Origin of the sequence: Psychrobacillus sp. NPDC093200, assembly GCF_050280345.1 — a bacterium.
Classification (GTDB): Bacteria; Bacillota; Bacilli; order Bacillales_A; family Planococcaceae; genus Psychrobacillus; species Psychrobacillus faecigallinarum.
This window is the reverse complement of sequence record NZ_JBNNVC010000001.1, coordinates 165,590-179,018: the sequence shown is the minus strand read 5'-3', so window position 1 is coordinate 179,018 and position 13,429 is coordinate 165,590. Positions and strand designations below refer to the sequence as shown.

The window sequence follows — 13,429 nt, the reverse complement described above, 5'->3', positions numbered from 1 at the left end:
TTTTCATTGTAGCAAATAACACTATGTTAGTCTAGTGGATAAACAAAGTTTTTTTCTTTGTCATTTATATGTTAGAATGATGAAAATGATATAGAAAGAGCTGAATAGGATGAAACTGAGTGCTAACCAAACATGGAATCATCATGTGGTGAAAAAAGGGAACAAATCGCTAGTTCTAGATAAAATAAAATACAATTCCCCTATCTCCAGGGCCTCTGTTGCAAGTCAGGTCGGATTAAACAAAGGAACTGTGTCATCTTTAGTAAATGATTTACTAGACGAACATCTCATCTATGAATCTGGGCCTGGAGAATCCAGTGGTGGAAGAAGACCAGTTATGTTGCTTTTCAATGAAAAAGCAGGTTACTCCATCGGAATAGACATAGGTGTTAACTATTTACTTGGCGTGCTAACAGACCTTAACGGAAATATTCACAAAGAGAAGCAAATAACATTTAAGAATTTATCCTATGAACAGATTGAGATAAAGTTATTTGAAACAATAGAATTCCTCCTCACTGCCACTCCTGAATGTCCTCATGGCGTTATAGGAATCGGTGTTGGCGTACCTGGGATTGTGGATAAGGATGGTAACATTCTACTAGCACCGAATTTAAACTGGAGAAATGTAAACCTGAAAGAGGTACTAGAAGAAAAATATAATCTTCCAATTATCATAGAAAACGAAGCCAATGCCGGAGCATACGGGGAAAAACATTTCGGTGCAGGTAAAGATTTTGAAAACGTCATATACGTGAGTGCTGGTATAGGTATCGGTGTTGGGTTAATACTCAATGGCTCCCTTTATAAAGGATTTAATGGATTCTCTGGTGAATTAGGTCACATGACCATCCAAGCAGGGGATGCTAAATGTCGCTGTGGAAACGAGGGTTGCTGGGAGTTATATGCTTCAGAACAAGCTCTCATTAGACATGCTGAGAAATTGGATATTCCTTCTGATACGCAAGACTTAGAAGGTTTAGTAAACCTAGCAGAGAGTGGAAATGACGAGGTCATTAAACTGTTTGAACAGACGGGAGACTATTTAGGTATCGGTATTAATAACATTATTAATATCTTTAACCCACAACAAGTAATCATCGGTAACCGTTTAGCTTACTCTGAAAAATGGTTAAAGTACTCGTTAAACAAGAGAGTCTCGAATCAAGCTTTATGGTTCCAACAAAATGATTTGCAAATCGATTTTTCAGAGCTCTCGACACGATCTACTGCTCTAGGGGTTGCTGCTTTTTCCATTGAAAATTTTTTGAGTGTCAGTATCCAACAAGATAATACATTAGAATAAAAGCTTTACTAGTTTTAAAATTATCTAAAAATTATGACTTGCCGTTTTATTTTTTCTAGTGTTAAATGTATTGGTATATTGGAAAATTTATTTCGAGATTATTAGAAGAGACATCAATACTGCGAAGTCTATCTTCAAATGTATTGTATAGAAACTACACAAGCTTGAAGTAGACAAAAAATAATCGGATGCAAAGGATGATGACAATTGACAACTATACGAAATCCCATTTTACCCGGGTTTAATCCAGATCCAAGTATTTGCAGAGTTGGGGAAGACTATTATATTGCCGTTTCTACATTTGAATGGTTCCCCGGTGTTGGTATTTATCATTCAAAGGATTTAAAAAATTGGCGTTTAGCTTCCCGTCCTCTTAATCGTATTAGTCAATTGAATATGATGGGGAATCCTAACTCCGGTGGTGTTTGGGCTCCTGCATTATCCTACAGTGATGGCCAGTTTTGGCTAATTTTCACGGATGTAAAAGTCACAGAGGGACAATGGAAGGATTGCCATAACTATCTTGTTACATGCGACAAAATTGACGGAGAATGGTCAGAGCCTATCTATCTGAACAGTTCTGGTTTTGATCCATCCTTATACCATGATGAATCTGGAAAAAAGTACTTAGTAAATATGAAATGGGATCACCGTCTTCACCATCATAATTTTTATGGTATTGAACTTCAGGAATATGATGTAAAGCAGCAAAAACTAGTTGGGGAGTCTACTATTATTTTTAAAGGAACAGATATTAAGTTGGTAGAGGCCCCTCACCTTTACAAGATCAATGACTATTATTATTTATTGACTGCAGAAGGTGGCACAAAATACGACCATGCTGCAACTATTGCACGTTCGAAAAAATTAGAGGGGCCTTACGAGGTACATCCGGATAATCCGTTAATAACTTCATTTCCCTATCCACGAAATCCTTTACAAAAGTCTGGTCATGCTTCTATCGTTCACACCCATACGGATGAATGGTTTTTAGTTCACTTAACTGGCAGACCACTACCAAAAGATAACCAGCCATTACTCGATCCACGAGGATATTGTCCACTGGGAAGAGAGACGGCCATTCAAAGATTAGAGTGGAAGAATGATTGGCCTTATGTCGTTAATGGTAACGGACCATCACTTGAAATTGAAGGGCCAGCTATTGAAGAAGTAGCATGGGAAAAAGATTTTGAGGAGAAGGACAATTTTAATGGCGAACGCTTAAATAATCATTTCCAATCACTGCGTATACCACTTGGAGAACATATTGTTTCATTAAAAGATAACCCCGGCCATTTAAGGCTTTACGGGAAGGAATCATTAACATCAAAATTTACACAAGCGTTTATAGCAAGACGTTGGCAACACTTTAACTTCACTGCAGAAACAAAAGTAGCCTTTAACCCGAATAGCTTCCAGCAATCGGCTGGTCTTGTTAATTACTATAATACGGAAAACTGGACAGCACTTCAGATTTCGTGGCATGAGGAAAAGGGAAGAATTCTTGAGTTAAGTACATGCGATAACTTTGTGTTTGACCAACCGCTCCAAGGAAGAGAAATTATTATTCCTGAAGAGTTGGAATATATATATCTACGAGTAGATGTTAAGACGTCTATTTACGAATATTCGTATTCATATAATGGCGAAAGCTGGACACTAATCCCTATTCCATTTGCTTCACATAAATTATCCGATGACTATATTCAAGGTGGCGGCTTCTTTACCGGTGCATTTGTCGGTATGCAGTGTCAGGATACTTCGGGGCAAAGTCTGCCTGCCGATTTTGATTATTTTATCTATAAAGAAACAGAATAACATTGAAAAAGCCTTCTAAATGAAAGAAGGCTTTGATAACGAATAAATTGTCTATTTCCAAGTGTATTTAGTAGTCACTAAAATATAAAAATTCTTAGCACCGCAATTGCGGTGCTTTTTTAGGTGATGAATTGTACTAGCAGTCCTTTAATACCCCTCATATAGCACTCCATAAATAAAATATAATTTATCTTATTATTTCTATCACTTCACCCGTTTTAATAGATTCCAGACAAGCTTCTATCACTCGCATGTTCTCCACACTAAATCCCCCAGTCACTTCGGGGTTTGTGTTGTTTAAGATGGCATCCGAGAAATGTTCCACTTCTATACGGTAGAGGTCACCATGTATACTTTCTTCTAGTGTCATGTCATGTTGTTGGATTAAAATTCTTCCTAAACCACCATTCTGGTCTGGCCGAAATGCGAATGGTACTTTAATCGTCCCTAAAGATCCCACTATTTCATATTCATTTCTTCCTGCCATGTCAAAGCTACAATTGAAGGTAGCATGAATACCATTATCTAATTGTAAAGTTCCAAAAGCACTTATGTCGACTTCGGTTTCACTATCTAGATCTGCCAAGCAATGGACCTTCACTGGTTCTGCATCCGCCATGTATCGGATTGCATGAATACAATAACAGCCCACATCAAATAGACTGCCTCCCCCCATTTCTTTATTCATTCTAAATTGGCTTTTACGATTGCCCATATAAAATGAGTGACTTGATGTGATTAGTTTAATTTCTCCTATCGCACCAGATGAAATCAGTTCTTTCACACGATTATGCTGTGGATGGAGCTGATACATGAAAGCCTCCATGAATTTCACATTTTGTTCCATACAAATTTCTACCATCTCTGACGCCTCTTTTGCTGTAAGAGATATCGGCTTTTCACAAAGTATATGCTTTCCTGCCTTAGCTGATTTAAATACCCACTCCTTATGCAAATGATTAGGTAGCGGAATATAGACCGCATCAATCATTGGATTAGCGAGAAGCTCCTCATAGCTTTCATAAGCAATAGGAATATCTAAAGCTCTCGCCACATCGTGAACATTACTTCCTCTACTCGCAATAGCTACCAATTCAGCATTGCTCGCCCTTTTGATAGCCGGAATAAGCTGCTCTTGCGCAATTCTTGCTGTACTTAAAATTCCCCAACGAATTTTGTTCGCCACTGTACTCGCCTCCTTGTATTTCATAGAGTATTTCATAATGCTTTGTTCGGCAAAGTCTGAGTATTTTCCTCCTTCACAAAAATATACTTTTAGAAAGCCCTCCCCTAAATTCTTTTTCTGTTAAAATGAGTATAGTTGTTTATCAAATAGAACTGGAACGGTGAAGAAAACTTGAAAACTTTTAAGAAAATGTATATTGAAATTACAAGTGTTTGTAATCTTGCATGTAGCTTTTGTCCACCAACTGCCCGCAAGGCCAACATCATTAAATTGGATGCTTTTAATAACATCCTTGATCAGATAAAGGACCATACGAGATATATTTACCTGCATGTTAAAGGAGAGCCATTGCTCCATGCTAGAATTGACCAGCTTCTAGACGCAGCTCATGCCAAAGGGTTTAAAGTGAATATTACTACAAACGGGACACTTATTAAGAAGAACCGAGAGAAATTATTAGGAAAACCTGCGCTACGCCAAATAAACTTCTCTCTTCACAGCTTTGATGGCCATGAGGGATCTGAGAATCGAGAAAAGTACCTAGGAGATATTCTTGAATTTGTTCGTGATTCGAGAGAGCATAATACTATCATTTCCTATCGTTTATGGAATCTCCAACAAGATCAGGTGTCTGATCTGGTACAACGAAGAAATCGTGAAACCTTAGAAATTCTAGAAAACGAATATAACCTAGACTTCAAGATCGAAGAAAAGGTACAGCCAGGCAAAGGGATTAAAATTGCACCAAACGTTTTCCTAAACCAAGACCATGAATTTCAATGGCCAAGCCTTCAAGCCCCTGAGGACGATGGCAAAGGATTCTGCCACGCCCTTCGTAGCCAAGCCGCCATCTTAGTAGACGGAACAGTTGTCCCGTGTTGTTTAGACGGTGAAGGTGTCATTAACCTAGGCAATGTCAATAAAACCCCCTTCTCCGAAATCATTGAAAGTGAACGAGCAAATGCACTTTATGATGGATTCACAAGAAGAGAAGCCGTTGAAGAAATGTGCAGAAAATGTGGATATAGACAGAGATTTGGGGTTTAATTTTGTTCATCTATATAAGAAATAAGTAGCAGCCCATCGAGAATTGTCTCCGATGGGTTTTTATCTGTCTTAAATATAGAAGTAATAGAATTTTTCAACTAAAGTTACTATTTTAATATATATAAATAAATATCAAATCCGGACGATATCTTCTTAGTGACAATAAATAAAGATTGGAATTGATTTAATGAATAAAATTATCCTTATTATAAGTATAATAATTTTTAGTCTCATGATAACTGCTTGTTCGAGTTCCCAAATAGACAATCAAAGCAACCAAATGAAAATAGGTATCATGCTTTCAGAAGCTGGTTTAGGCGACCAATCTTTTTCAGATTTAGGATTTGCGGGTCTTGAAAAGGCACGAGATGAATTAAATATTTCTTTTGATTATCGAGAAATCCAAGATAGTGAAACCTATGAAAATGGTTTAGAGGAATTAGTAAAACAAGAGAATGATTTAATCATTGGTTTAGGATTCTCTATGCTAGAACCTATGGAAACAATAGCAAAAAAGTATCCTGACAAGACTTTTTTATTAATTGACTCTCAGTCAGATCTTCCTAATATTTATAATATTACTTTCAAAGAAGAAGAAGCTTCTTTTTTAATAGGCGCACTAGCTGGTATGAAAACCAAGACTAACGTAGTTGGGTTCGTCGGTGGAGAAAACAATCCTCTCATACAAAAATTTGAAAAAGGCTTTATCGAGGGAGTTAAATCTGAAAACCCTAATGCAGAAATACTAAGCCAGTATGCCAATACTTATGATGACGATAAATTAGGAGAAAAAATCGCTGAGCAATTTATCGCAGATAAAGCAGACTTTATCTATCCCGCTGCAGGATTTACTGGTGTAGGCGTTATAAATGAATCCCAACGTTTAGGTACATATTCTTTCGGTGTAGATAGTGATCAGTTTTACTTAGCTGAAAAAGCAGTTGTCAGCTCCATGATTAAACAGGTGGATCAAGTAATATTTAATACTGTAAAAGAAATTGTTGAATCCGGAAAAATTGCTAACAAGAATAGTGAATTAGGTTTAAAAGAGAACGGTGTAGATATTGCATCTATTCGCATTATCGACCTTTCACCTACTGAAGAGGAAAGATTGAAGAAATTACGAGAAGAAATTTCAAATGGGAATATTACAATATTAAAATAGAAATTAAGGTGACGATAGATTGAAACTTAAACAAAAAATATTACTCATTTCCATTATTCCCTTAATGCTCTCCACTTGCATTATCGGTTTTAATATTATTCAGTTAAAATCTTTAAATGCTTCTACGGAGACAATTGTTCAAACACTTCTTAATGTAGAGGAACTTAATAGCTCAACCAAAAGCTTACAAAAATCATTAAGTGCATATTCTCTCAACACATCAGAGAGCAATAAAAATGATATACAGGTAGACTTAGACTCTATCCAATCCACTTACGATATATTAACTCCTAGTTTGACTAGTGAAAAACAAATAGATATTTCTCAACAAATATCTAAGAAATATAATGAAGTCTTAAAAGAGACAGAAGCTGCTATTACAAATAACAATCAAGCCGAGGTCAAACGTCAATCTCTACGAACAAAAGGGTTAATAAATGACGTCATAGAACTAAAAAGAAATATAAACAAAGAATATACGGACATGCAAATGTATTTGCATGCAAAAATAGATAGTATCATAAGTATTTCTATTGCTTTAGCATTGATTTTATTAATAGGTAGTATCGCAATTGTTGTATTTTTCACAAATCGCATTGTTTCTCCAATTAAACAAATTACTAAAAATGCAGAAGAAATCGCAAACGGGAATCTAGTAGTTGATATGAAGAAAATCCATTCTCGTGACGAAGTAGCTACATTACAAGTAGCTTTTGAGAAAATGACTTTAAATTTAAAAGAAATCATTTCTCATGTCTCAGATAGCTCCAACCAAGTTGCAGCTTCAGCCGAAGAATTGATGGCTAGTGCCGATGAAACGATGAAGGGTACCGAATTAATCTCTACTACTATTCAACAAGTGTCAGATGATACCGAACATCAGAAACGTATTTCAGACGAATCTGCTGTTTCAGCTGAAGAAAGCTCAGTTGAAATAACACATATTGCAGCACAGGCTAACTCAGCTTTACAACTAACCATTTCTACGAATCAAATGACTATAGAGGGTTCAAATTTTGTGTCAGAAACCGTTACACAAATGAATCGTATAAGCGAGGCTGTAGAAGATACGGATAGCGCACTTGTCATCCTTAATAATCGAACAGCCGAAATTGTACATGTATTAAAATTAATAACAGATATCGCAGAGCAAACGAACCTACTTGCATTAAACGCAGCGATAGAAGCAGCCAGAGCTGGTGAAGCAGGAAAAGGATTTGCCGTAGTGGCTGGTGAAGTGAGAAAGCTTTCCGAACAAACAAGAAAATCTGTATCAGATATTACAGGTATTGCTGTTGAGATTGAGGGTGACACCAAAAAAACCATTCAATCCATTAATGATGCAAAGGAAAGAGTTAAATCTGGTATAAGGATTGCTCATTCAACGAAGGTGACATTTCATGATATCCTAACAGCTGTTGAGCAAGTTAAAGACCAAGTAAGTAATATCTCACTGATCTCCAACAAAATTCAAACTCAGGTTACTCAAGTTACTACAAGAGCACAAGAAATGTCCGAAGCAACAAAAGTGACATCAGACAATTCTGCATCTGTAGCCTCTGCATCCGAGGAGCAATTAGCTTCTATGGAAGAAGTAACTGCAGCAGCTGTTTCCTTAGCAAATCTTGCAGAAGATTTACAGATAAAAATTTCTAAATTTACAGTGTAACTATCAAATGCAGCAACATTAAATGACCAACACGCACTAACCCATCCGATAAACACTCGGATGGGTTAGTAATTTAAAATGTTACTTATTCATTTAAGGCCTCTCTATATTAATTAGACGGCACCCTTCTCGGCAAGTTCAACTAACTTTTTCTGTGGTATTTTCCAAAGTTCAACCCATTTCCGGATAGAGGTTACGAGTATAATAAAACCAAGGACTAGCATAATTACAGACAGTGTCCCATTTAAAAAGCTAAATCCAGGATTGTCTGAATTCCAGTACACATTTTTTACCATCCAATACCCCGCTACATTTACAGTGACATACAGATAAGAAAGAGGTATCAGGCATGTAAGTATATACCATCGTTTATCTGCAACCTTTAGTACAATAGTTGCTCCTATTATTAAACCAATAGAAGCCATCAGCTGGTTAGATACTCCGAATAGTGCCCAAACCGAACTAATATCACCGGAATAAAGTAAATAGCCCCATAAAAAGCACGCTAAGGCGCTGGCAAAAATATTTGCCCATAACGAATCCGTCCTTTTTAAAGGTTTAAAGAATGTCCCCCCGAAGTCTTGGATCAGATAACGAGCAACTCGTGTTCCCGAGTCGATCGCCGTTAGGATGAAGACTGCCTCAAAGAGGATAACAAATTGATAAAAATAAGAGGCCATTTTTTCAAAGATAGGAATTTCTGTAAAGATATACGTCATACCTACAGCAAGCGTAACAGCCCCGCCTGTTCTTCCTTCCAAGTCCATTCCAATTTCCTCACTAAGCTTATCTAGATGAACTGTTTCCATTCCTAATGTAGCGTATTTCTCTGGTGTGGAGTTTATAGCAAAATAATCTCCTGGCATTAATGATACAGCAGCAATCAAAGCCATAATTGCAACTAAACACTCTACAAGCATTGCGCCAAAGGCTACCCCTTTAATGTCGCTCCAGCGATTAATCATTTTTGGAGTTGTCCCTGAACCAACGAATGCGTGGAACCCTGATATCGCTCCACAAGCAATTGTAATGGAAACGAATGGCCAAACCGGTCCCGCAATAATTGGACCACCACCATTGATAAACTCTGTTAAAGCAGGAAATTGAACTGCTGGGTTTACATAGAACACACCAATGATTAATGCTGCAAAAACACCAATTTTCATAAAAGTACTTAAATAATCGCGAGGTGCTAGCAATAACCAAACTGGTAGAGCTGCTGCAAAAAATGCATAGATTGGTAAAGCTAAAGCGATTGTACTCTTTTCTAATGTTAAGAAATCACCAAATGCAGTTCCTTGAATATTAGGTCCCCAAATAATAGCCGCCATAATAAGTCCAAAGCCTACGATCGTAGCTACTTTCAAGTTTCCTGTTTTCTTATGGTACAACCCAACTGCCATTGCAATGGGAATTGTAATTCCTACTGCAAAGGTTCCCCACGGATTTCTCTCTAATGCGCTCAACACGACTAAAGAAAGACCCGCCATCGTTATCGTAATAATAAATAGCATTGCTAATCCTGCACAAAAGCCTGCCACAGGACCGAGCTCTTTTTTCGCAATTTCAGATAATGATTTCCCATCCTGACGCATGGATGCAAATAGCACAACCATGTCATGAACTGCTCCCCCTATCACCGCACCTATTAGAAGCCAAAGCAAGCCAGGCAAATAACCAAACTGTGCCGCTAATATCGGTCCAACTAATGGTCCCGCCGCAGCAATCGCAGCAAAATGGTGACCAAACGTGACCCATTTGTTCGTGGGTACGTAATCTTTCCCATCCTCCAGTTCATGTGCCGGGGTTGGTTTGGAATCATCTAATTTTAATACTTTTGCAGCCATAAATGTGCCATACAAACGATAAGCTATTAATAAAATACAGATAGATCCAATTACTATAGTAACCGCATTCATTATTTTTTCTCCTCCATCCTATTAATCTACAATAATCATACTAAAAAAGAGAATGATAAATTCGTATAATAAATTGAATTATATAAATATATATAAATTTCAATTATTTATATAATACATGAATAAATAATAGAAAAAAACCATGAAATAATAACTAAATGATTATTGTTGATAATTATTTATAGATCTGAACAAGAAAAACTGAGGATTCATTTGTTTGGTTAAGTCTATTGAAATCATAGTTTATCGTGATTTTTAAGAAAAGAGGACGTTACTTTAATGGAACCTAACTACTTGAAAAGAATTTTGTCCAAACGTATACTTAAAGTAACTACTGAGTACATTAAAAAAGACTGATTGATGTTAGTGCATCAATCAGCCAAATATAATAGTTGGTTCCCAAAGGGATTGGCTGGTAAAAGGATTAACCCATCAGAGCTCTCAACTCAAGGATGGGTTATTTTTTATGGTTAAATGACAGTATTACAACGACCAATGTTGCGAATGCTACTGCGAACATTAATGCTTCGAATACCGACAAGGCACCACCCCCTTCCTATCGGGAGTGAGCCAACCACCCTTGAGCTACCGCACTATTATCTCTTTATTATACCACACATACGTTCTATTTTAACGAATAGTAAAAGGTAAAAGTTAACCATTAGAGAGTATTCTTCTCTAAATTATTATCCTTTTACCTTGTCTTTGAACAATTCAGTTTAAAACATTATTTCCACTAACTCAAAAAACTATTTTCAACCTTATTCACTAATATAAATCATATAGCTACTTCCAGAAACCTTTGCAAGAAAGATATCAGGATCCTCAAGAATAGAATAAATCTCAGTACCAACCTCTAAGGCATTTGAAGAATAGTCGCTGCTTGGTACAACGTCTGAAGCAACTTTTTCTTGTACTTCTCCAACCTTTTCTCCAATGGTAAATTCACTCCCAGCAGATTCTCTAACCTCAGTAAATCTATTGCCATTTGCAATCAACATCGCTGGGCTATCTGCATGGACTTGTATCACTTCGCTTTGTACAGTCATTTGGTCATATTCCGTACAGCCTGTAATGATCGGTAAAATACAGCATATCACTAGAACCATCCATGATTTTCGCATTTTAATCACCTCTCGATTAGCTATAAACTTACAGCTTTGTAAAATCTCTGTGTACAGAAGTATAACCAACTATTACAGATATATGATTCACCATCTTTAACATCCATTAATTACCACTAAAATACTATCTCTTTTTAATTACAAAGTTTTATTATATTAACTAATACCCTTTTTTTCATAAAGATAACAGATAATAACATTTGGAATAGAAATTTAACTACTAATGTATAGCTTAATTAAAGGCTATGTTAAATGCTAGGGTTGATTTATGATGCAAATAAATCTCTAAATCAGAGAGTAGAATTGATTTCCGCGACAGCCCGACGCTTTCCGCGGGGTGAACGATAAGCCATCATCCATCGCTTACGCGCGTGGTTGTGATGTCTTATCTGTCTCCCTCATCCCGTTGGAGTCGCCGTAATCACTCCATTCAATAAATGGAGAACGCATTTATTTCATACATAAAGCTCTATTTATGAAATTAACTCACATAAAAAAAGCAGGAAAACTAACTCCATCCCATTTTCTTAGTCTATTAATGTTCATAATAGTCATTTGAATTTTCCCTTTGTAATGTTTACAAGTCAAAATCAACCAATAACTTTAACAAAGCTTAATAAAAAAAACAGCCGAAATTTAATTTCGACTGACTACTTCTCATCCTTCTTCATTGGTAACTAAGTTTCTCCCTCTCATTTTCAGAATCATTGGTATTACTACCCAAAGAACAGCAAAAATTAGAAATACTAGAGAAATAGGACTCTGTAAGAAGACTATGAAGTCACCATTTGAGCCTGTTAACGCACGTCTCATATTGTTTTCAATCATTGGTCCGAGTACTAAACCTAATACTAGAGGAGCAAGTGGATAATCGTTCTTTGCAAAAAAGTAACCTACCACTCCGAAAAAGAGAAGTAACATTAAATCAAACACCGTGTATTGGACCGCATAGACACCAAAGATTGAAATTGCAATAATACTTGGCAGAAGATATTTCTTAGGTGTTTCAATAATTTTTGAAAATACCTTTACTAGAGGCATGTTAAGTACTAGAAGCATAATATTTCCTAAAAACATACTAGCGATTAACCCCCATGCTACTTGTGGATGATCGTCGAATAGAAGTGGACCTGGCTGAACATCATACATGATTAATGCTCCCATCAAAATAGCAGTAGTACCGGATCCCGGTATTCCAAGAGTTAATAAAGGTATTAAAGCTCCACCAGATGCAGCGTTATTAGCAGATTCTGGTGCTGCCACTCCCTCAATTGCACCTTTTCCGAACTTCTGTGGATTTTTGCTTACTTTTTTCTCCATGATATAAGAGAAAAAAGATGCCAACGTTGCTCCTGCACCAGGCAGAACTCCTATAAAGAAGCCTAATAACGATCCACGAGTAATTGCACCTGAGCTATCTCTTAAATCCTTTCGAGTGGGAAGGATTCTACCTATTTTTATTATTTCAGTACCCTCGTTATCTTTTTCTATTATCGTTTTAAATACTTCTCCAAGTGCGAACAACCCTACCGCAATTGTTAAAAATTCAAGACCTGAATATAAATTAGGATTATTAAATGTAAAACGGCCAACTCCAGACACTGCATCTATCCCTATCGTAGCTAACAATAATCCCAATACTGTCATCATAAGAGATTTTGTCATTGAATTGCCAGCAAGTCCACTAACCGCACACAAGCCTAATAACATTAAAGAAAAATATTCAGCTGGCCCAAACTTTAATGCAATGTCGGATAATGGTTCTGCAAGAAGCACAAGACCGATTAATGAAACAATCCCAGCAATAAAAGATCCGATAGCTGCAATGGATAAAGCAGCCCCGGCCCGACCGTTCTTCGCCATCTGGTATCCATCCAATACCGTTACAACAGAAGACGACTCACCTGGTGTATTCAAAAGAATAGATGTCGTAGAACCACCGTACATGGCTCCATAATAAACTCCTGCTAACATAATTATAGAACTAGTAGCGGCAGATTGTGGGTCAAGCCCGCTTGTAATAGTGGCCGTGACCGGGATTAATAAGGCAACCCCGCTCATAGGGCCAATTCCAGGCAGTACTCCAACTGCTGTCCCTATCAATACTCCAAAAAATGCAAATAGTAGATTATGCCATTGAAACGCAACCGAAAATCCATCAGCAAGAAAATGTAGTGCTTCCACTATTATCACCT

9 protein-coding genes are annotated in these 13,429 nt (G+C 36.9%); 5 read left to right on the top strand and 4 right to left on the bottom strand.

Going from position 1 to position 13,429, the window contains the following annotated elements; genetic code table 11:
• The first annotated feature begins 109 nt into the window (after positions 1-109).
• Both ACQKNZ_RS00895 and ACQKNZ_RS00890 read left to right on the top strand, forming a co-directional pair.
• The gene (locus tag ACQKNZ_RS00895; protein ID WP_427657540.1) at positions 110-1,306 is read left to right on the top strand and encodes an ROK family protein; all 1,197 of its coding nucleotides are present in this window, start codon (positions 110-112) and stop codon (positions 1,304-1,306) included.
• A 207-nt stretch (positions 1,307-1,513) separates the two neighbouring features.
• Positions 1,514-3,124 carry a glycoside hydrolase family 43 protein gene (locus tag ACQKNZ_RS00890; RefSeq protein ID WP_340862390.1) on the top strand — a complete coding sequence of 537 codons (1,611 nt, stop codon included), beginning with the start codon at positions 1,514-1,516 and terminating at the stop codon, positions 3,122-3,124.
• 187 nt (positions 3,125-3,311) lie between these two features.
• Here the strand turns inward: ACQKNZ_RS00890 and ACQKNZ_RS00885 are convergent, their stop codons facing one another.
• Positions 3,312-4,310: a Gfo/Idh/MocA family protein gene (locus tag ACQKNZ_RS00885; RefSeq protein WP_427657538.1), complete on the bottom strand. Its 999-nt coding sequence runs from the start codon at positions 4,308-4,310 to the stop codon at positions 3,312-3,314.
• A gap of 171 nt (positions 4,311-4,481) precedes the next feature.
• On the opposite strand from ACQKNZ_RS00885, the gene ACQKNZ_RS00880 reads away from it, so the two are divergent.
• The 3 genes from ACQKNZ_RS00880 (at position 4,482) to ACQKNZ_RS00870 (ending at position 8,191) form a co-directional block, all read left to right on the top strand.
• The gene (locus ACQKNZ_RS00880; RefSeq protein WP_144538422.1) at positions 4,482-5,357 is read left to right on the top strand and encodes an SPASM domain-containing protein; all 876 of its coding nucleotides are present in this window, start codon (positions 4,482-4,484) and stop codon (positions 5,355-5,357) included.
• Positions 5,358-5,544: 187 nt separating this feature from the next.
• On the top strand, positions 5,545-6,522 hold the full coding sequence (locus ACQKNZ_RS00875) for a BMP family lipoprotein (protein WP_427657535.1): 978 nt from the start codon (positions 5,545-5,547) through the stop codon (positions 6,520-6,522).
• 19 nt (positions 6,523-6,541) lie between these two features.
• Entirely contained in the window at positions 6,542-8,191 is a 1,650-nt protein-coding gene (locus ACQKNZ_RS00870; protein ID WP_154311852.1) for a methyl-accepting chemotaxis protein, read from the top strand.
• Between the two features lie 113 nt (positions 8,192-8,304).
• Here the strand turns inward: ACQKNZ_RS00870 and ACQKNZ_RS00865 are convergent, their stop codons facing one another.
• The 3 genes from ACQKNZ_RS00865 to ACQKNZ_RS00855 all read right to left on the bottom strand — a co-directional run bounded on the left by ACQKNZ_RS00865 (position 8,305) and on the right by ACQKNZ_RS00855 (position 13,418).
• A complete protein-coding gene (locus tag ACQKNZ_RS00865; RefSeq protein ID WP_427657533.1) occupies positions 8,305-10,110 on the bottom strand; it encodes a carbon starvation CstA family protein in 1,806 nt (601 codons plus the stop codon).
• 761 nt (positions 10,111-10,871) lie between these two features.
• Positions 10,872-11,234 carry a hypothetical protein gene (locus ACQKNZ_RS00860; RefSeq protein WP_144538418.1) on the bottom strand — a complete coding sequence of 121 codons (363 nt, stop codon included), beginning with the start codon at positions 11,232-11,234 and terminating at the stop codon, positions 10,872-10,874.
• Positions 11,235-11,891: 657 nt separating this feature from the next.
• Positions 11,892-13,418 carry a tripartite tricarboxylate transporter permease gene (locus tag ACQKNZ_RS00855; protein WP_427657530.1) on the bottom strand — a complete coding sequence of 509 codons (1,527 nt, stop codon included), beginning with the start codon at positions 13,416-13,418 and terminating at the stop codon, positions 11,892-11,894.
• Between the last annotated feature and the right edge of the window lie 11 nt (positions 13,419-13,429).